The organism is Paenibacillus sp. SC116 (assembly GCF_024733555.1).
Lineage (GTDB): Bacteria > Bacillota > Bacilli > Paenibacillales > Paenibacillaceae > Paenibacillus_B.
The window spans coordinates 1,724,804-1,743,838 of record NZ_JANIOF010000001.1 but is presented as its reverse complement, the minus strand read 5'-3'; the positions used below and the strand labels follow the sequence as shown (position 1 = coordinate 1,743,838).

18 protein-coding genes are annotated in these 19,035 nt (G+C 43.9%); 15 read left to right on the top strand and 3 right to left on the bottom strand.

Going from position 1 to position 19,035, the window contains the following annotated elements; genetic code table 11:
* Positions 1-272 precede the first annotated feature (272 nt).
* Positions 273-2,096 (top strand): glycoside hydrolase family 3 protein, encoded by a 1,824-nt coding sequence (locus NQ117_RS07605; RefSeq protein ID WP_258277369.1) that lies wholly within the window; start codon positions 273-275, stop codon positions 2,094-2,096.
* Positions 2,097-2,315: 219 nt separating this feature from the next.
* Here the strand turns inward: NQ117_RS07605 and NQ117_RS07600 are convergent, their stop codons facing one another.
* Positions 2,316-3,002 (bottom strand): class I SAM-dependent methyltransferase, encoded by a 687-nt coding sequence (locus NQ117_RS07600; protein WP_258277368.1) that lies wholly within the window; start codon positions 3,000-3,002, stop codon positions 2,316-2,318.
* A gap of 346 nt (positions 3,003-3,348) precedes the next feature.
* On the opposite strand from NQ117_RS07600, the gene NQ117_RS07595 reads away from it, so the two are divergent.
* The 4 genes from NQ117_RS07595 (at position 3,349) to NQ117_RS07580 (ending at position 8,332) form a co-directional block, all read left to right on the top strand.
* Positions 3,349-4,413 carry a FecCD family ABC transporter permease gene (locus tag NQ117_RS07595; protein ID WP_258277367.1) on the top strand — a complete coding sequence of 355 codons (1,065 nt, stop codon included), beginning with the start codon at positions 3,349-3,351 and terminating at the stop codon, positions 4,411-4,413.
* Positions 4,414-5,454 carry a FecCD family ABC transporter permease gene (locus tag NQ117_RS07590; protein ID WP_258277366.1) on the top strand — a complete coding sequence of 347 codons (1,041 nt, stop codon included), beginning with the start codon at positions 4,414-4,416 and terminating at the stop codon, positions 5,452-5,454. It begins immediately after the preceding gene.
* A 135-nt stretch (positions 5,455-5,589) separates the two neighbouring features.
* Positions 5,590-7,551 (top strand): AraC family transcriptional regulator, encoded by a 1,962-nt coding sequence (locus tag NQ117_RS07585; protein WP_258277365.1) that lies wholly within the window; start codon positions 5,590-5,592, stop codon positions 7,549-7,551.
* 28 nt (positions 7,552-7,579) lie between these two features.
* Complete coding sequence (locus tag NQ117_RS07580) at positions 7,580-8,332, top strand: alpha/beta hydrolase (RefSeq protein ID WP_258277364.1); 753 nt, start codon at positions 7,580-7,582, stop codon at positions 8,330-8,332.
* Positions 8,333-8,543: 211 nt separating this feature from the next.
* On the opposite strand, the gene NQ117_RS07575 is transcribed toward NQ117_RS07580, so the two are convergent.
* Positions 8,544-9,032 carry a helix-turn-helix domain-containing protein gene (locus tag NQ117_RS07575; protein ID WP_258277363.1) on the bottom strand — a complete coding sequence of 163 codons (489 nt, stop codon included), beginning with the start codon at positions 9,030-9,032 and terminating at the stop codon, positions 8,544-8,546.
* A 191-nt stretch (positions 9,033-9,223) separates the two neighbouring features.
* On the opposite strand from NQ117_RS07575, the gene NQ117_RS07570 reads away from it, so the two are divergent.
* The 6 genes from NQ117_RS07570 (at position 9,224) to NQ117_RS07545 (ending at position 13,458) form a co-directional block, all read left to right on the top strand.
* Positions 9,224-9,559 (top strand): ArsR/SmtB family transcription factor, encoded by a 336-nt coding sequence (locus NQ117_RS07570; RefSeq protein WP_258277362.1) that lies wholly within the window; start codon positions 9,224-9,226, stop codon positions 9,557-9,559.
* 44 nt (positions 9,560-9,603) lie between these two features.
* Positions 9,604-9,876: an SRPBCC family protein gene (locus NQ117_RS07565; RefSeq protein ID WP_258277361.1), complete on the top strand. Its 273-nt coding sequence runs from the start codon at positions 9,604-9,606 to the stop codon at positions 9,874-9,876.
* 97 nt (positions 9,877-9,973) lie between these two features.
* Positions 9,974-10,285, top strand: a complete 312-nt coding sequence (locus NQ117_RS07560; protein ID WP_258277360.1) for a DUF1579 domain-containing protein — start codon at positions 9,974-9,976, stop codon at positions 10,283-10,285.
* Between the two features lie 214 nt (positions 10,286-10,499).
* Positions 10,500-10,643 (top strand): hypothetical protein, encoded by a 144-nt coding sequence (locus NQ117_RS07555; protein ID WP_258277359.1) that lies wholly within the window; start codon positions 10,500-10,502, stop codon positions 10,641-10,643.
* Between the two features lie 723 nt (positions 10,644-11,366).
* A complete protein-coding gene (locus NQ117_RS07550) occupies positions 11,367-12,545 on the top strand; it encodes an NAD(P)/FAD-dependent oxidoreductase (protein ID WP_258277358.1) in 1,179 nt (392 codons plus the stop codon).
* A gap of 49 nt (positions 12,546-12,594) precedes the next feature.
* The gene (locus NQ117_RS07545) at positions 12,595-13,458 is read left to right on the top strand and encodes an RNA polymerase sigma-70 factor (RefSeq protein ID WP_258277357.1); all 864 of its coding nucleotides are present in this window, start codon (positions 12,595-12,597) and stop codon (positions 13,456-13,458) included.
* Positions 13,459-14,009: 551 nt separating this feature from the next.
* On the opposite strand, the gene NQ117_RS07540 is transcribed toward NQ117_RS07545, so the two are convergent.
* Positions 14,010-14,807 (bottom strand): arylamine N-acetyltransferase family protein, encoded by a 798-nt coding sequence (locus NQ117_RS07540; protein WP_258277356.1) that lies wholly within the window; start codon positions 14,805-14,807, stop codon positions 14,010-14,012.
* Positions 14,808-15,086: 279 nt separating this feature from the next.
* Between NQ117_RS07540 and NQ117_RS07535 the strand changes: the two genes are divergently transcribed.
* The 4 genes from NQ117_RS07535 to NQ117_RS07520 all read left to right on the top strand — a co-directional run bounded on the left by NQ117_RS07535 (position 15,087) and on the right by NQ117_RS07520 (position 18,889).
* Positions 15,087-15,980, top strand: coding sequence for a helix-turn-helix transcriptional regulator (locus tag NQ117_RS07535; protein WP_258277355.1), 894 nt, complete (start codon positions 15,087-15,089; stop codon positions 15,978-15,980).
* A 79-nt stretch (positions 15,981-16,059) separates the two neighbouring features.
* Positions 16,060-16,878: an NAD(P)H-binding protein gene (locus NQ117_RS07530; protein WP_258277354.1), complete on the top strand. Its 819-nt coding sequence runs from the start codon at positions 16,060-16,062 to the stop codon at positions 16,876-16,878.
* Between the two features lie 227 nt (positions 16,879-17,105).
* A complete protein-coding gene (locus NQ117_RS07525; protein ID WP_258277353.1) occupies positions 17,106-18,053 on the top strand; it encodes an ATP-binding cassette domain-containing protein in 948 nt (315 codons plus the stop codon).
* Complete coding sequence (locus tag NQ117_RS07520) at positions 18,050-18,889, top strand: ABC transporter permease (protein WP_258277352.1); 840 nt, start codon at positions 18,050-18,052, stop codon at positions 18,887-18,889. The genes NQ117_RS07525 and NQ117_RS07520 overlap by 4 nt, the downstream gene beginning before the upstream one ends.
* Positions 18,890-19,035: the final 146 nt, after the last annotated feature.

Genomic DNA, 19,035 nt, shown 5'->3' with positions numbered 1-19,035 from the left:
GGTTCTTATTTCTGTTTGTACAGTAGTCTATCTGGGCAAAGTGCTTCGTGTTGTAAAATGTTATTTGTCCAAAGTATTCCTATTTTTAAATAAATGTTAAAATTAATAGAGACTTATCTCCTAAATCATGGATATGTATAACAAATAATTGATGTATTATATTGTTTGGTTCTTATCCTCGTGTTAATCTACATCGCAGATAGCAATAACATATAGGGCTACAGACAGCAGTATGTGTAGCGGGCTAAATGAGCGAGAAGGAGAAGATAACGATGAATAAGAAAGTCGCTATTATTTTCACTTGCATTTTAGTAATCACAACAGTAGTTACGTACGCATGGAATGCGAGCAGTGCCAGCACTCGTGTTAGCCCTATCTCTCCAGCAGGTGAGGTATCGGAAACGGAGAAAAGGGTAACCGTAGAAGCTATTGTTGGCAGCAATATGCCAATCGAGGAAAAGGCCAAAAAGATTGTAACGCTCATGAATGATAAGGAAAAGATAGGCCAGCTTGTGATGTATACGCCGACGCATCGAGCAGATTCTTTTTCTGAAAGAATGATCAAGGAGTATAACGTAGGCAGCGCCTTGGTGACGGCAACTATGAGCAATACGGTAGACACAGCCCAGTTCACCAATCAATTACAACGTTTAGCATCTGAAACTCGATTAGGCATCCCGTTATTCATTTCTGGTGATATGGAATATGGGGCTGCGCAGAGAGTTCCTGCCAACGCTACCATTTTGCCCAGACAGATGGCGATTGGAGCGACACGTAGTATCGAGTATGCGGAACAAGCTGCGCGGATAACCGCCAAAGAAGCCAAAGTACTGGGCTTTCAATGGAGCTACTCACCAGTCGTAGATGTAAACTCCAACATGGAGAACCCGATTATTGGTGTACGTTCTTTTGGAGAGCATACGCAAATGGTTAGTGATATGGCTGTTGCGCAATTGAAAGGGTATCAAAGCGAAGGCGTCTTATCCAGTGCGAAACACTTCCCAGGACATGGGGACACCAGTTTTGACACACATTCGACGTTATCAAAAGTATCCTACAGCGAAGATGTATTGAGACAAGTACATCTCCCTCCGTTTCAAGCGGTCATCGATCAAGGTATCGAATCCATTATGACCTCCCACATTATTATTGAAGCCATTGATCCTACACTACCAGCAACGTTATCGAAAAAAGTGCTAACCGGTCTATTACGAGAGGATATGGGGTTTAAAGGAATCATTATTACCGATGCAATGGTAATGGAAGCCATATCAAATAACTGGGGAGCGGGCGAAGCCGCTGTCATGGCGATTCATGCAGGGGCAGATATTGTAATGGCCAATGGCTCTGCAGCGGATCAAATCGAGACACTGGATTCTCTATATCATGCACTTCAAGCTGGGAAAATAGCGAAGAGCCGTGTTGATGATGCAGTGGCACGGATTATCACTTATAAACTAAAAATGAAAACGTTTGACAACCGTTATGTTGACGTTGATCAAGCTGTAAAAATAGTTGGCAACGAAGATCATTGGAATCGTTCCTATCAGATGGCTTTGGACTCAGTAACTTTGCTTAAAAATGACAACGTGCTTCCGTTCGATCCTCAGTCAAATGAGAAAACACTTGTCGTAAGTATGGCTTACGCGGAACGAATCGCAAAGATGGTTAGGGCAGTTGCTAAGGGCGAAGTATTTGCTTATCAGGCAGCACCAGCAGCGGGAGAGCCATTGGATGCAACAACAGATGCCATTCAAGGGGCTCTTGCAAAAGCGGAGCAAGCGGACCGCATTATTGTATTCACACAATCAGAACACAAAATTCCAAAAGGACAAATCGATCTTGTGAACCAATTAGTCGCTACTGGCAAGCCTGTTGTGGCTGTCGCTCTCGGCAACCCTAGCGATATCGCAAGTTACCCAGATGTAAAGGCCTATATTACAGCCTATGCAGCAGATACTTGGTATTGGATGACACCTGTTCCGATTTCATGGAATGCGACAGTTGAAGTTATATTTGGTACAAATCCAAAGGGGAAACTACCTGTTACATTAAGTAAAGAGTACCCGAGAGATTTTGGACTGAGCTATCGCTAGAGACATAGACGCGGTCATAATCTCATTTTGTACATCTGATTTTCTATCTTCAGTGGCTGAGGATTTCTCTTTCCGTGTTTCCTTACCGTTAGATGCTTGGAAAGAAGAGCAGCTTATAACATTCATTTAAAGCAGCCTAATTTTGCAGGCTGCTTTTTTTATTATTTATGCTCTACATGGAGTGCTTTTGGTGAAACATAATCTCAATTTTCGAGGTATTTATTTTCTACCAAATAGCACAACAAAGTTGAAATACTTATACACGCAGTCCACTTCAGAGAAGCCGCTCTTATTCATCCAATCAAGTTGAGTTTGCAACGGTGACATTTTATCTAGTTTCATTCTCTCATACGCAGAGTCAAGTTCAGGTCGGGATAACCCGCTTATTTCTACTCTTTGCTTCCAATCGTTCTTGTAGAGGGAATCAATAAACGAAGTATCGCCAAGTACTTGATCAGCATTTATAAATACACCATTGGGCTTCAAATTCATATAGATATTTTTGTACAGCGTCTGTTTATCGGTATCGGTAAGATGGTGTATTGATAGTCCAGAAATGATAATGTCAAACTTCACGTCAGACATATAATTCGTATAATCATCTGCGATGTAATTGACGCTCGTATACCCTTTGAATCTTAACTTTGCGATTTCTAGCATCTTTTCAGATAAGTCGATGAGCGTCAGGTTGGCTTCAGGATACTTTTGCAGTAAAAACGACGAGAACAAGCCAGTTCCAGCACCTAGGTCTAATATGTTCGGGGAACTTGTAGCAGAATTGGCAAGCGATACGGACACCTTATAAAAGTCGTCAAAGCAGGGGATAAGCATTCTTCTTTGCTGATCATACTGATGCGCAGCTTCATCGAATTGGGACTTCACTTCATGTTGACCATGGTCATTCATACGTCCACCTCCAAGTTTCTGCTCTCATCATAGTTTAAGTTTTTTTATTCGTTAAATATATAGAATCTATTTATCTAATAGGTTTTGGCTATGAATAAGGTGGGGAATAACGTGATCCTTCTAACGATCATAGAAAAATACAAGAAAAACAATAGATATGTCCATTGTTTCGTGCTGAGATCCTCATTATCGTGGTACATGATAGATGTATACCGACTATTCGAGTAAGCATTAACTTCGATCTAACTGGACTTTATGGAAGTCATATATGATAATGATAATTATTATCAACTATAAATGAGTAATAATCTATAAATGAAATCTCTATATGATTGAGGGAGGCATCATGGCGTCAGTCGATCAAACAAGCGTTCAAAGTGAATTACGTGAACTGCCAATCAAGTCAATACATAGGAGTCGTCCTTGGATCGCTGCTGCTATTCTTGTAGGAGGACCAGTATTATTAGTAATAGCACTTGTAGTGGCAGTATCATTTGGTGCTAGAGATATCCATTTTTCTGTTATATGGGATGCAATCTTTCACTTTGATCCGAATGTGGCGAATCATCATATCATTCAGGAGCTTAGATTGCCGCGTGTGCTGGGCGGTGCGATGGTAGGTGCCTCTTTTGCTGTGGCTGGAGCTATTATGCAGGGAATGACACGCAATCCGTTAGCAGATTCCGGCTTGTTGGGCATTAATGCTGGAGCGGGGTTTGCCTTGGCGCTCTGTTTTGCCTTTTTTCCTCAGCTGCCGTTCATGTATTTCATTCTATATTCCTTTCTTGGTGCTGGATTAGGGGCGGGGCTCGTGTACGGAATTGGTGCCATGGCAAGAGGAGGACTTACTCCACTTCGATTGGTGCTTGCTGGAGCTGCGCTAACTGCCTTATTGGGTGCATGGAGTGAAGGGATTGCCTTGTATTTTGATATCGGACAAGAGTTGGCCTTTTGGTATGCCGGCGCACTTGCTGGAACAACATGGGCTCAGCTGGAAGTGATGTTTCCGTGGGTAGCAGTAGCGCTAGTTATGTCCATAGCGTTGTCTCGCTCGATTACTATGCTCAGTATGGGAGATGAAGTTGCACGGGGGCTAGGACTGAGGATTGGATTTGTAAAAGGGATGTGTGTGATCGTTGTGCTTATCCTTGCGGGTGCGGCTGTCTCCATTGTTGGCGCAGTTGGCTTTGTAGGGCTTATTATTCCACACTTGACCCGCAAGCTGGTCGGGGTTGACTACCGCTGGATTATTCCTTGTTCTGCTGTGCTGGGGAGTCTGCTTGTTGTAATTGCTGATCTCGCTGCGAGAATGGTCAATCCTCCGGCCGAGACGCCAGTAGGGTCGATTATCGCGTTCATCGGTGTGCCGTTCTTCCTCTATTTAGCTCGTAAAGAATGGAGGGAGCTGTAGATGGAACATGTGAAAGTGACGATGGAAAGTTTAGAACGACAGAGGGTGAAGCGCAGTAGGATGATTATGAGCATGTTAGCGATGCTCATTTTTATTGTGTTAATAGCTAGCATGAATACCGGTTACTCGCGTTTATCGCCGCTTGAGGTTCTATCCACTTTGTTTGGCTACGGATCGGACAAGCAGGAGCTTATTTTATTTGAATTTCGTTTGCCGCGAATTGTTATCTCGGTATGGATAGGTGCAGGCCTCGCTGTTTCCGGCTGTATCATGCAAGGAGTTTCTCGTAATGCGTTAGCCGATCCTGGTATTTTGGGTATCAACGCTGGTGCAGGGTTAGCCATTATGCTATTTCTTACGTTTTTTCCAACAACCGCTGCGGCTCCCGTCTTTATGCTGCCTTTGCTTGCCTTTATCGGTGCGGGATTAACGGCTGCTCTTATCTATGTGTTAGCCTATAAGCGTTATAATGGAATATCGCCTACTCGTCTGCTGCTGACAGGTATCGCTGTTGCAGCGGGAATAAGCGCAGCGATGATCGTGTTGACGGTACGGCTTGATCCAGATAAATTTCAATTTCTAGCGACGTGGATGGCAGGTAGTATTTGGGGGACCGATTGGAAACATGTATGGGCCTTGCTTCCTTGGCTTCTCATACTGCTTCCTTATGTTTTCTTGAAGGCACAAACGATGAATATTTTGAACTTGGGATATGAACCTTCATTGGGGTTAGGCATTGATATGTCACGAGAGCAGCTTAAGCTGCTTGCGGCAGCTGTTGCATTAGCTGCTTCCTGTGTAGCAGTTAGCGGTGGAATAGGCTTTGTAGGACTTATTGGGCCGCATCTTGCACGTCGTTTAGTTGGTCCTAGACATCAATTTCTGCTGCCTGTCTCGGCACTGACTGGCGGGCTGCTTATTGTCGTGGCAGATACGCTGGGGAGATCGCTGCTGCAGCCTGTGGAAATTCCAACGGGTATTATAACAGCTGTGATCGGAGCGCCTTATTTTCTCTATTTAATGACACGTTCTAAGGTATAGCACGAACCTATGCAGTAGTAAGTCTGCACGGTAGCTACAAGTGGCTGTCTTACCCGCGTGTTGAGCACGTGATGAAGACAGCCTAGTTTTTTCACTGTAGAGAACTTCCATTTTATAAATCAGGAGGCATGAGTGATGATGGTAAACGAGTATGCAGCACTATGGAGTCGTTGCACACCAAACGTAGTGGATGTACGTCATCTTAAATTGGCTCCTGGGGAGTGTATACGATCATATAAGCTGCCTTCTATGATGTTTTTCCTTAACATACGAGGTTCTGCACACTTGCATTTGAACGGGACACATTCGACATTGAACGGATTTCTTCTTATGCATGGGAATAAAGGCCATGTTCTTCAGATAGATAACGTCCAGCAAGAAATTGAATGCTATTTGATCTACTATAAGCCAAGTGTAAAAGCAAGTCTTGAAGGGAATGGGGCTGATTTGGCGTTTGCTTTTGAACCGCGTAATCCACTAGTACTTCTCGATAGGATGGAGCAGTTCTTGCGTGTATGGCAAACGAAAGGAGAGGAAGCGGCTCACCTTCTGAGCGTCCGAGCACAGTACTATGCGTGGACAGTCGAGGTACTGCGGCAGCTTCAGGATTGGCAGGAACGTCTTGCGAAACCCGACATCGTTGAAGGGGCAAAGGTATATATTCATCAACATTTTGCAAGATCGATTACATTGGAGGAAATAGCGGAGGCATTAAATTACAGTGTTCCACACTTGTCGAAGCAATTTAAGCAGCGTGTCGGGCGAAGTCCGATTGAATATTTAATTGGTGTAAGAATTGATAAGGCGCAGGAATGGTTGACCAAGTCAGACGCGACACTGCAAGAAGTTGCAGCAGCAGTAGGGTATACGGACATTTCTTATTTTACAAAGTCGTTTAAGAAACATACTGGACTAACGCCTGGTCAATTCAAAGCGTATGTTAAAAACATAGATAAAAGATTAGATCGTCACAAAAATCCGATAGCATCTCCCATTGTTGAGAGAGACAGGAGCAACTACAATCTAAATAACAATGAAAATGATTATCATTTAGATAGAATTGAAGGAGAGAATGAAGAAATGTTGAGGTTGGCTGCGAAAAGTAAATTGGCAATGGTGATGCTGGGGTTGACTTTCATACTTGGAGCCTGTTCAGGAGCGAGCAGTGGAACGAATGGGTCTCAGCCAGCAGGCACGTCGGAGGCTGTGAACAAGCCAACTAATGGGGAATCAGGTACGACTGAGCAATCCGCTAAGTGGCCAAGAACCTATAAAGATGGGACGGGGAAAGAGGTTGTTATTGAGAAGCAGCCTGAGCGTGTGGTTACAGGGCATTTTGCCATGATGGAATATTTCTTTGCGTTGGGTACGCCGCCGATAGCATCCCCTTTATCAGAGAGCATCCTTGCAAAGTTCGCAACATTAAAGCCATATGTCGGACAGGCCAAGGTAGCGGATATCGGTCAAGTAAGAACACCGAATTTGGAGTTGATGATTGAGCTTGATCCGGATCTCATTGTAGCTTTTGCTGGTACGCATAATGATGTATTTGAGGATATAAATAAAATTTCAACGGTAGTAATGATGGATAACACCGAATGGGATTGGAAGAAAACGCTGCGTGAATACGCATTTTTATTAGGAAAAGAAGAGGTAGCTGAAACTTACATTACGAAGCTGGATGGATTAATGAAAGAAGCAAGAGACAAGCTGCAAGTACATAAGGACAAAACGGCAACCTTCTTGAGGCCGACTGGAAATGGGAACACCTTCTATGTGCTGGATGATAACTCTGTTTCGTATATGTATGATGCACAAAATGGTCTTGGGTTAACGGCGCCAGGTGAATACAGGCTGGAAGAGGAGATTGTGTCCTTGGAAGGGATTGTGACGCTCAATCCAGATGTTATTTTTATCGTGGATTATTTGGATGATATCGATACGCAGCTGGCAGAGTTACAGAAGAGCAACGTATGGAAATCGTTGAAGGCTGTTCAAGGCGAGAATGTATTTCCGCTAGATGTCTCAATTGATACGGGCGGGCCGCTTGCGATTCAGCATGCGACCGAGCAAGTACTTCATTTTATGAGCAAGTAAACGAATAAAGAGAGTTGGTGGTAATACGATGACGATGACTATACAAGAGAACTTCGGTGAGCGTCACTTAACGATTTATTTACCAGAAGGTTATGAGGAAAGTACAGACAGGTATCCGGTTATTTATATGCAGGACAATGCGGATTTGATTGATCCTGAGGGTAGTGACTCTCTATCGATCATCCGTACCCTTACTGCTAAGGGAGAACTGCCTGCATTCCTGTTTGTCGGCATTAAGCCATTCGATCGGAATGATGAATATACTCCGTTTGTTTCTACGAATGTATTTGAGTCTGGTGAAAAAAAGTTTGGCGGTCAGGCAGCCCAATACGCTGCTTATTTGGCTAATGAGCTAAAGCCATACATCGACAGCTGTTATCGGACACTGCCAGATAGTGAGCATACGGGTATTATGGGCTTTTCGTTTGGTGGACTTATTTCCGTGTATACGGCATTGCTCTATCCTGATGTATTTGGAAAAATAGGCAGCTTCTCTGGTTCGTTCTGGTTTCCAGGCATTGTAGATTGGGTTGATCAGCAGCCTGCTCGCAATCATGAACAACGGATCTTTATGAATGTCGGACATGGCGAAGGCGCAGGGCGAACGAATGGGCAGCAGTGGATGGTGCCTAATAACTTGGCAATTCATGAAATATTGCTAAGCAAAGGTTTCACGGAACAAACGGCGAAGCAGATCGTTTACGAAAGCGATTCGCACAGCTTCGAGAAAGGTGTTCAATATTTACCTGAGGCGTTGAAGTGGTTGTATGTGAGCAAATAGTTATCTACGGAGTTAAGTGTTGCATGTTATTAATAGATATAAGTGATAAGAGCAGTTACTCATTTTAGATGAGCGAGCTGCTCTTTTTTACATTTAGTTGAGGATGATTGTAGCAGCAGGGGAGCAATTGCTCTCGGACTTTGGCAGTGTGAAGCATCTGAAGGTCTGCGCCGTTATGATTCAATTGAAGGACTGTGCACAAGTGACAGTATCATTCTTCGCTTGGGTTAATTGCCTGCTGTAGCGTAGGTAGATTGCCACTTTGAATATGGTCTAAAAAAGCTACACATAGATGGGTCGTTTGTGCATCGTTTTGTTGGATGACAGCCGTAAATCGATTAATGAGGTGTTGTTGTTCTTTTTCGCGCCGTAGCCGGAGCAGTTTCTCTTCATAAGCGTCCATATCGCTGCCTTCTTCGGCTTGTTGTAGAAGCTTGTTAAGAAACATAATTTGCAGTTCAATTTTCAAATCAGCAGTTAGGTCTTGAAGATAATGATGTTCATCAATGAGCAGAGTAGGCTCAATGTCAAAATACTTAGTGATGGATTGAAGCCGCTCCCGTGGAATAGGGCGTCTCTTTCTGACCCAGTCGGAAAACTGCTGTGGGGTTATTCCGATTTCTTTGCATACCTTTGTGTACGATATTTCGTGAATGAGGGCTACATACTGCAATGCGGTTATCGAATGTGCTGGCTCCAACTCTATTCCTCCTCCATGACATAAAATATGTCTCGTGCTTAATTGTTAATTATATCCTTGGCGTATTTTATGTCAATAGTCATCGGGAATAATTTGCAAAAAAGTTCCTAACCGCAGACGGTGAAAGAAAACGAATAAAAGGATCTAAATATACGTTGACGTGTATATACATCTTGGTATATATATTAATTATGAAAACTTTACCAATGCAGATGATGTTGTTTGCAATCGCAGAGCCCAACCGCTTTAACATCGTAGAGTTGTTAAAGAACAGGCCGCGTTCGGTTGGGGAAATTGTAGAGGAGCTACATATCGGTCAACCGCAAGTGTCGCGTCATTTGCGCATATTGAGCGAGGCTGGACTGGTAGTTGTCCAGAATAAGGGTCAGCAGCGGATATATAGTCTGGAAGCGAAACCGTTTCAGGAGCTGGATGCTTGGTTCGATTCCTTTAGCTTACTATGGGAAGAACGGCTTGATCAGTTCGAGGACTATATGCTCGACATTTACAGGAAGGAGGAGCAGTGACAGAACGGAAACCAGATCCATGTGGAGGTATGCGATGAACGGGTATGGTTTTATGCCAAGCTGTTTATCGTGAGGTCGATGAGCTTTCCAAGCTTGTCTATGTGGACGAGATGACGGATGAGAACTGGATTGATGTTGAAGACAGTACCATGTTGACGACGGTTACGTTTGGAGATACGGAACAGGGCACGAAAGTTTCGATTATAACCCATTTTGCAAGTGTGAAGCAGCTTGAAGAAGCTGAGGTAATGGGTATGGTTGAAGGCTATACAGATACGTTGGAACGATTAGAAGAGCATTTGCAGCTGCATCAATAAGATTCACAATCACATGACGGTTCAGACATAGATACGGGACGGGAACAGATACACCGAAATGATACTCGTACATGTAAATATAAGGAGGAATCATCTTATGACAGATAATCTTATGGAAACAGGCGCTTATACAGCACCAACACCAAATCCTGATATGCAAGCTTTGAATCGTCTAGTTGGAAGTTGGAAGGTAAGCGGAGGTGTGGAAGGGATCGTCACTTACAGATGGATGGAAGGCGGATTCTTTCTTCTCCAAGACATCCAGTTGAAGCAATATGGTCAAGATGTGAAAGGGATCGAGATTATCGGTCATGTGCAGCCCTTTGGCGAGGCGCCGAGCAAGGATATTAAGTCGCGTTACTATGACAGCATGGGCAATACGTTGGACTATGTGTACGAAATAAAATAGATGGCGATACGCTGATAATTTGGGGCGGTGAAAAGGGATCTCCTGCTTACTTCAAAGGTGAGTTCAGTGCCGATGGGAATGTCAATTCGGGCAGATGGGTATACCCGGATGGTGGTGGGTACGAGTCTACGATGATGCGAATCGAGATTGATGCGGAGTAACTAGCACTGCATTTATTATTGAAAGAACGTATGAAGGTAGGGTGAAGTTTAAGATGAGTTTCGAATTCTATATAGCAGCAGATCGTCCGATTCCCGAGATTAAACCTAGAGGACAAGAGATTTTAACTGTAGGTGATATGATTCGTATGAATGTTCCGGATGGCCCAGTGCCTTGGAAAGAAATGGATGAAGATTAAAAAGTTCTTTATGTTGATCCAGCAGCCTCTAATCCTTTTCTAATACAAGATGCTTCATATGCATTAACAATCATGAGCAATTATTCTGATTTCAATCATATTTATACAGTCAGTGTTTCTGATATGAATCGAGCAAATTATTTATATAATTATGTTATGACTCTTGATGAAGAAATAAACTTGGAAATCTGGCATCTCTGGAACGGCTATGATTATGAAGATGAAGTCATTAGTAGAAAACATTTTTCACGCTCCACTCTTGTTCTCTCAGATTTTGAAGCCCCTCTGAATGAGAGTTGGTGCATAACTATTAGAAGTTGATTTTTGAAGCGGAAAATAACAGAAGGGACTACTTTTAGCAGCCCCTTCTGTTATTTTCTCTCTAAAATCTCACATTGCGCACCACTGCCAGACCGGGGCAAGCGGCGATGGTTTTTGCTCCTTGAACCATCGCTACATCCGTTTAACCGCTTGTTTGCACCTAAAAAATCCACTTGCCACCAGATGCCAAGCGTGCGGAATGTGAGATGTTAAAGCCTAACATTGACGAAACCACCTTCGATGGATAAAAATCCAGGGCAGGTGGTTTTTCATTTTTTTACTTATTTAATCATTCAATCTAATCATCGCTGTAAGGTGTTTTTATTTCATTGGATTACGATATGTCACAAAAACGAACCCTTCCTCGTTCTATTGTGAAACACGAAAAAGGAGAGGATTGGAATGAAAGAATTGACTTGTGTTGTAGTTGGTGGAGGTTTCGCTGGGATTCACGCTATAAAGGCGATACGCAAAGCCTTTCAAGAAAAAGAAGTGAATCGGAAGCTTCGTCTCATTTTATTGGATAAACATCCTTACCATGTGCGGAAAGTGCTGTTATTCCGCCCGGCAGTATCCAATGAACCAATTACGATTCCTTGGGAGCGCATCCTACAGGAGGATGCGAAGTTCGTTCAAGGTGCGCTGCAGCATGTGGAGAGCGATAAGAAGTGGCTGCTGTACAAAGACACAGAAGGGCAGGACCATCGTATCGATTATGATCTACTTGTAGTAGCGATTGGCAGTGTCGCGCGTCAGCCGGAGCCGAGCCAAGGGGGCATTTCGTTAAGCGATATTCATACAGCAGCACGTATGCGCGAGCAGTGGTATAACAATATGAAGCTTGCCGCTGTGAAAGGAGAACAGGAAAGGGAGCAATTATTAACGGTAGCAGTTGCGGGAGCGGGTATAACTGGGATCGAGACGGCGGCTGAACTGGCATACGCGATGCGGGCGGAAGCTGTTCATATGGGGATCGATCCTGCCAAGGTGAAGGTACATCTATTGAATGCTCAGGAGCGATTATTTACGGAAGGGCCTGCTAAGGCTTCGCGCAAACTGGAAAGCACATTGGCTGAAGGAGGCGTCATTGTTCATCATGGTACGAAGGTGTTACGCGAAGAAGATGGCCATCTTATGTTGTCCAGTGGTGCTAAGCTGCCTGTTGGCTTAACGATTTGGGCGCTTGGTCTTATAGCAAATCCAGCTTTGCGTCAGATGACGCTGCCTCTTACCGACGATGGCAAAATTATCGTAGATGAATGCTATCGCGTAGCGTCAGCACAAGGCATTTATGCGGTTGGTGATTGTGCGCATGTGGTTGATATGGAGAGCGGCAAGGCGGATCAAATGACGTGCAAAGAGGCCATTCCGCAAGCCCAGCGGCTAGGGAAAATCATCTTTGCAGACTTGACGGGACGCCAAGCTCCGCAGCACAAAGGAGTTCTTGAATCTTTCTCGATTGGACTTGGACCAGACCGAGGCTTATTATGGACGCATAAATGGGGACTTGATATAATCCTCACAGGTAAATTGGCGTATAAAACGAAGAAAATATTATGGGATCATGTCAGTATGGTGTGAGAACAGCACATGACACATCGAGGTGTAGTTCTCATTAAGGAGGCAGTCTATGATTGAACTTTACGAAAAATATCGTGGCCTACTGTTCCGTCTTGCCTACCAATTAACCGGTTCTGCCGCTGATGCGGAAGATGCTGTTCAAGATGTGTTCGTAAAAGTACAAAGCGTCAATCCAGAACGATTAAAGGAACCGAAAGCCTATTTGTGCAAAATGATTACGAATCGTTGTCTAGACCTGCTCCGCTCAGCGAGAAAGCGCCGCGAGCAGTACGTCGGCCCATGGCTGCCAGAGCCGATCCCAACGATGAATGATGATAGCTTCGAGGCAGTCGTCCGCAATGACCTGCTATCCTATGCGATTCTTGCGCTTCTTGAACGATTGACTCCAGCCGAACGTGCTGTATTTGTCCTTAGGGAAGCGATGGGCTTTGATTATCCCACCATTGCTGAGTTAATTGACAAGAGTGAATTAAACTGCCGTAAGCTTATGAGCCGAGCAAGAGGGAAAATGGGTGTGTCCGAAGAGGAGCTAATCGGCAAAGGCTGCATCGGAGAAGAATGGGTTCAGCAGTTTCTTGCAGCGTTATCACTTGGCAAAGTCGACAAAGTACTTTCCATGCTTGCTGAGGATGCGGTGCTCTTGTCTGATGGAGGCGGTAAAGTAACCGCTGCGGTTAAACCAATTGTGACGAGTAAGCGCGTCGCTCGCTTCTTGTTGGGCATTCGTCGAAATTGGCCTCAGAACGAAGCAGGCGACTTTGCAGTGGAGTTGGTACCAATTAGCGGTCAAACGGGAATTGTCATTCGGAGCAATGGTGTTGTACAATCAGTGTTCTTCTTGGATATGAGGAAAGGAAAATTGCAGAACATTTATATTGTTCGAAATCCTGATAAGTTGACACGTATCTCGTAGCCGAAAGAAGCGTACTTATGGTACCATTTACGATGTTTTACGATGCTAGTACTATCTTACGTGGAGTGCTTTCTCTAACGGGCGTCATAGACGTTATTTTCGCGAAAGTGGCTCCTTTAAGATTTTAATGGTCGCCAGAGAGCTTATTTGGGCAAAAATAGTTCAGTTTAAGGTTCGATCTAGTAAATAAGCGCTGTGACACCCTTTACATTTCAAAATAAGCAAATATAAGCTGGATAGCCTCAATGGCAACCGTTAACGGGATATAGGTAGCGAAGCGAAAATTTCTCCACCTTTTTCGCAGCATAATAGATGGAAAATAGATAAAAAACGCTTGGAGATTTCCAAGCGTTTTTTGCGTATTCATTCGCATGAATGGTGATCGTATGTTGATAATTTTCCAACCCTTTAAATGCGTCCAACTGGCATATCCAAGGTGACCGTGTATGATTCCGTGAGGAGTTGTAGCGTGTAGCAGACAGAGTCAATAGAAGGACGCTAGAACCTGAATCTAGCGCGTGTATAGCTTGGTATGTTGGTTCCACTATTATTCATTGTTTCAATCCAAAATGATCTTGTAGTAATTTCGAGAATGTCTCATCATCGATCTTTTCCTTCGTAACAACTCCATCTTCCCATTTCGTAAAGGAGCTGCCTGTTAAGGTTACGTTACCTGTACTCGTTAACTTCGTAATGAGTGGACCTTTGTTAAAATGCGAATCTGGATGCTCGACGACAATTTGCTGCACTTCCGTACATTCTGCTAAGTCAGATAACAGCATATTGGAATCAAAAATATAATTGATGTGCCAATCGGTATCTTTATGTTTTAACTTGATCTCATATACATAGTTGCCGAGTTCATGATCGACTGTTGTCACCCGAAACTCACCATTACTAGACGTAACTGTTTCACCAGTTAGTGGGACAGGCTTCAATGGCAAATTTCCGCCAACACCTGCATCAACCAGATACGTTTGTTCCTCATGCTTGAGCAGAATCGTCACATGCGTTCGACCCCATGCAATATATTCTTTTGCTTCATTATCGTAAATAATGGCTCTTGTAAATGCGGCATCAAAGCCGTTATCGACCAAAAATAAATAAAAAAGCGCATTCAGCTCATAACATATGCCGCCTTCGTTATGAATGAGGATATCTTCGACCAAATGCTCTCTTGTAATATCTCTTGTACGATGAGTCAATACGCGCAAATTCTCGAAAGGGATTGTAGTCGATGCTAATTCGAGGATCTGGGGCAACTGGTCAAATGTGATCTTTTCATGCGGATCTTGCTCACTGGTGGTGTAGCCAATTCGTTTTAGAAATAACGCACTAAGGGTACTCATCCATCGTTCCTCCCATAAATTAGGTCTGCTGACGAATTCGTGTTGTTATCGCTTCTACTTACCATCATAGATCTAACTGTTAAATCAAACAATACATGGAAAAACGATTTGTATCGATACAATGAGCCGAGCCGTGAATGTGTGTGTATAACCCATTTTGAAATTTTTATTGTCCATTTTTAAAAGTCATGATTTAATCCTGACATATAAGATGTCAGGGTTCGTATATTATGATGCCATTATCATATGTGAGGATGGCGGTGATGAGGAGAGAGGTACATGCGATTAGATAGACTGCTTGGCATTACGATGGAATTGATGTCCAAGAAAAGAGTGACAGCAACCGAGCTTTCTTCACGGTTTGAGGTATCGATTCGAACGATATATCGGGATATTGAGCTTATCAACCAATCAGGCATACCTGTTGTTTCATTTGCGGGTACAGATGGCGGCTTCGAATTGATGGAAGGTTTCTTTTTAACGAAGCAGCATTTTTCAATGCAGGACTTTACGGTCATTTACAACTTGTTAAAGGGCATGGAGGGCGCATTCGGAGAGCAAATCACTTCTTTAGTGAATAAGCTTGGCAGTTTGCAGCCTGCACTGCTCAGTCATGGTGACCATGAAAAGCTAATCTTTGCACTGAACGCCTCTGAAAGTGAGAAAGCGATTATCCAAACGTTACACCAAGCGGTCAATGACCGTAGAATCATTCATTTTTCATATACCAATGCAACAGGTGATAGTACCAATAGACAATTGGAACCGATTCATCTGTATTGGGAGCGCGGGTTCTGGTATTTGGATGGCTACTGCTTAGGCAAAAAGGCCAAGCGATTGTTCCGCGTGTCGCGGATGGGGCAAGTCGAAGTCACGGAAGTGACGTTCCAGCCTAGGGAATTGGTTGATTCACCTGACGTAGAAGAAGTTCGCGGGACAGTGGCTCATTTGCGATTTGATTTGTCTGCTCAGCCCCGAGTAACGGAACAGTTTCGAGATGAATGCATTCACCTCGGTACGCACATCGATGTCCATAAGGAATTCTATTTAAGAGAATATGCGATCTCCGTTATTTTAAGCTACGGCTCCAAAGTTGAAATCCTATCACCTGAAGATTTAAAAGATGAGCTGATGGAAGAAATCAAGCGAGTTCAAGAGCGCTATGTAAAGTAGATCACAATCGGTTCGCTTGGAAACATGAAATCGTTTTTTACTAGTAATACCCATCATATCTAATTAGGAGGAATTTATAATGACAATTTTAGTGACAGGCGCAACAGGTACAGTGGGAAGACATATCGTGAATCAGTTAGTGGAAAAAGGAGAGCGTGTGCGCGCCTTATCGCGCAACCCGGAAAAAGCAAATTTACCTGCCAGTGTAGAAGTGGTAGCGGGTGATCTGAACGCACCTGAGACGCTGCAAGCTGCATTGGAAGGCGTAACTGGACTACACGTGATTACTTCGAGCTTAAGTGCAGATGGCTATTTGCAAACGAATCCTACTCTTATCGAAATGGCGGAAAAAGCTGGTGTTCGCCGCGTGACGGTATTGGTAGGCTATGAAGGTGAGGTGGAAGCAGCAGTGCAACGCAGCGGCATGGAGTGGACATTCTTTAAGCCAGTGGAAGTGATGGCGAATACGTTAATCGATTGGACAGACTCTATTCGTACAGAAGGCGTTGTGCGTGAGCCTTTTGGCAGTGTGCCGAGCTCAAGAGTGCATGAAGCAGACATTGCAAGTGTGGCGGTAGCGGCATTAGTAGATGGCGGGCATCATAAGCAAAGCTATTTTATTACGGGCCCAGAAGTGCTTACTCGTATCGAAGCTGTGCAGGTCATTAGTGATGCAATTGGCAAGGAGATTCAATTTATTGAGCTAACAGAAGAGCAAGCTCGTGAACGTTGGAGCGAACAAGGCTATGAAGAGACTGATATCGATTTCTTTGTCGAGATGGGCAAAAATCCACCTGAAGTCGGATACACGGTATTGCCTACCGTAGAGCTTGTAGTAGGAAGACGCGCTAAGACGTTTGCAGAGTGGGCATCTGAACATAAAGATCGTTTTATATAAGAAAAATAAGGCTGGAATCTGAATTTTGATGACAACAGTGAGTGGTGAGTAGAAGAATCTCGATAGCGCAGCCGATACGAAATGATCGGGCTTTTAAAAGTCTGGTGATGGAGTTGGCGGGGCAGTCGAGATCGTGCTGGAAAAGCACCCGGACTTTTAAGGTAGTCGGTAGTTTTATAGATAGTGAAGACTTAATGGTTCTAATACAGAGGGGGAGACGGTGGGATATGCCATATGCGATAGAAGCGAGCGGATTAAGAAAGTCGTATAACGGTATCGAAGTCGTTAAAGGCGTAGATTTGCAAGTGAAAAAAGGCGAGTTATTGGCTTTGCTTGGTCCAAATGGAGCAGGGAAAACGACGATCGTAAATATGCTTAGCACGCTCATCAAGCCCGATGGAGGCGTAGCCGTCGTAGCAGGATACGATGCAGCGATGCAAGCGAATGACGTACGACAGAATATCAGCTTGACGGGGCAATTTGCGGCACTTGATGAAGGGCTGACAGGGCATCAGAACATTGTTATGATCGCGCGATTGTATGGCTATTCTGCGAAGGAAGCACGTATATTGGCAGATGAACTGATAGAATCATTCGGACTGTCGGATGCGAAAGATAGAATCGTACAAACTTACTCAGGTGGTATGCGGAGACGGTTGGATATTTTAGCGAGTGTTATCAATCAACCGGAAGTTATTTTTCTAGATGAACCTACAACGGGGCTTGATCTGCAAAGTCGTATGCAAGTGTGGGAGGTAGTGCGAACGCTGCTGAAGCGGGGAACGACCGTGTTGTTAACAACGCAGTATTTAGAAGAAGCGGATCAGTTGGCAGATCGGATCGTTATTATCGACAAAGGAACGGTAGTAGCCGAAGGTACACCGATTCAGTTGAAGGCCTCGACCGGGGGGAAGACGTTGTCTATTCAGCTGCTGTATCAGGTGAATGCTATCGATATCGAACGATTACTTGTTAGCCACCATCTTACTTTGCTGCAAGATACAGATCCTTTGTTGTTAAAAATACCAGTAACAGAAGCTAGACGTGCGAATCAAATTATTCAACTTCTATTAGACAATGATATGCCGATTGCTCATTTTACACTTAGTGATCCAAGCATGGATGAGGTGTTTCTAGCTCTGCTTCATCCTCCGAACAAGGAGGCAGTATCATGAATACGACCAATAAAGCGATGCCGCGAATCGCTCAAGACAGCTCCTTATTTTCGGGGAACTCGAAGCCAGTAAGTCCTAAGGCATTTACAGCCATTCGTATATTTGTGTGGAGAACGTGGAAGCACACGAGCAACAATTTGTTTGTCTATGGCATGGACGTTGCACTATCTCCTATTCTCACGCTGCTCATCTTTACTTATTTGTTTGGTGGAGCGATTGCAGGTTCTACGACAGCCTATTTGCAATACTTTTTACCTGGCTTCCTTCTGCTAACGATTCTTCCCATGACCGTGTATAGCGGAACGACACTATGTCAGGACATTGTAAAAGGGGTATATAATCGATTCCGAACGATGCCTTTCTGGCAGCCAGCGACGATGATAGGTTCTGTCCTCATGGACGGATTAAGATATACGAGTGCTGCACTTGTTTCCTTTTGTGTAGGCATGTTGTTGGGGTTCAGACCCGAGGGAGGCGCCTTAGGCGCGATAATGGCTTTGCTATTTATCGTTTGCTTTGCATTTAGTGTAAGCTGGATCTTTTCTATGATGGGTGTGCTGGTTAAGAAGCCTGAAACGGTATCTGGTACGAGCATGATGCTGATGTATCCGCTGCTGTTTGCTAGCAATATTTTAGTAGATCCCGATACGATGCCAGATTGGATGGGTGTTATAGTAGGGCTCAATCCGATTAGTATTGCTGCGACGACAGCAAGAGGATTGATGCATGGAACGGCATCGACAAGCGATATTGCAGCTGGTGTTGGTGTATGCTTGTTGCTGCTTGTCTTATTTGTACCGCTAACGATCTACTTCTATATGAAAAAAGTGAAGTGATAGTCGTGTTGCCTATTGTAGGAATATAAGAATATAAAATTAATAGATGAGTTGAAAGAAGGGCTAACTAAGATAGTACGTAAAGGCACGCTGAATATAGCGTGTCTTTTTTCTGCTATGAATACAGTTCAACATAGAACGGCTTA

Excerpts from the sequence above, each read along its gene's own strand:
- NQ117_RS07605 (WP_258277369.1), top strand. The coding sequence starts at position 273 with ATGAATAAGAAAGTCGCTATTATTTTCACTTGCATTTTAGTAATCACA.
- NQ117_RS07600 (WP_258277368.1), bottom strand. The coding sequence starts at position 3,002 with ATGAATGACCATGGTCAACATGAAGTGAAGTCCCAATTCGATGAAGCT.
- NQ117_RS07595 (WP_258277367.1), top strand. The coding sequence starts at position 3,349 with ATGGCGTCAGTCGATCAAACAAGCGTTCAAAGTGAATTACGTGAACTG.
- NQ117_RS07590 (WP_258277366.1), top strand. The coding sequence starts at position 4,414 with ATGGAACATGTGAAAGTGACGATGGAAAGTTTAGAACGACAGAGGGTG.
- NQ117_RS07585 (WP_258277365.1), top strand. The coding sequence starts at position 5,590 with ATGATGGTAAACGAGTATGCAGCACTATGGAGTCGTTGCACACCAAAC.
- NQ117_RS07580 (WP_258277364.1), top strand. The coding sequence starts at position 7,580 with ATGACGATGACTATACAAGAGAACTTCGGTGAGCGTCACTTAACGATT.
- NQ117_RS07570 (WP_258277362.1), top strand. The coding sequence starts at position 9,224 with ATGAAAACTTTACCAATGCAGATGATGTTGTTTGCAATCGCAGAGCCC.
- NQ117_RS07565 (WP_258277361.1), top strand. The coding sequence starts at position 9,604 with ATGGTTTTATGCCAAGCTGTTTATCGTGAGGTCGATGAGCTTTCCAAG.
- NQ117_RS07560 (WP_258277360.1), top strand. The coding sequence starts at position 9,974 with ATGACAGATAATCTTATGGAAACAGGCGCTTATACAGCACCAACACCA.
- NQ117_RS07555 (WP_258277359.1), top strand. The coding sequence starts at position 10,500 with ATGAGTTTCGAATTCTATATAGCAGCAGATCGTCCGATTCCCGAGATT.
- NQ117_RS07550 (WP_258277358.1), top strand. The coding sequence starts at position 11,367 with ATGAAAGAATTGACTTGTGTTGTAGTTGGTGGAGGTTTCGCTGGGATT.
- NQ117_RS07545 (WP_258277357.1), top strand. The coding sequence starts at position 12,595 with ATGATTGAACTTTACGAAAAATATCGTGGCCTACTGTTCCGTCTTGCC.
- NQ117_RS07540 (WP_258277356.1), bottom strand. The coding sequence starts at position 14,807 with ATGAGTACCCTTAGTGCGTTATTTCTAAAACGAATTGGCTACACCACC.
- NQ117_RS07535 (WP_258277355.1), top strand. The coding sequence starts at position 15,087 with ATGCGATTAGATAGACTGCTTGGCATTACGATGGAATTGATGTCCAAG.
- NQ117_RS07530 (WP_258277354.1), top strand. The coding sequence starts at position 16,060 with ATGACAATTTTAGTGACAGGCGCAACAGGTACAGTGGGAAGACATATC.
- NQ117_RS07525 (WP_258277353.1), top strand. The coding sequence starts at position 17,106 with ATGCCATATGCGATAGAAGCGAGCGGATTAAGAAAGTCGTATAACGGT.
- NQ117_RS07520 (WP_258277352.1), top strand. The coding sequence starts at position 18,050 with ATGAATACGACCAATAAAGCGATGCCGCGAATCGCTCAAGACAGCTCC.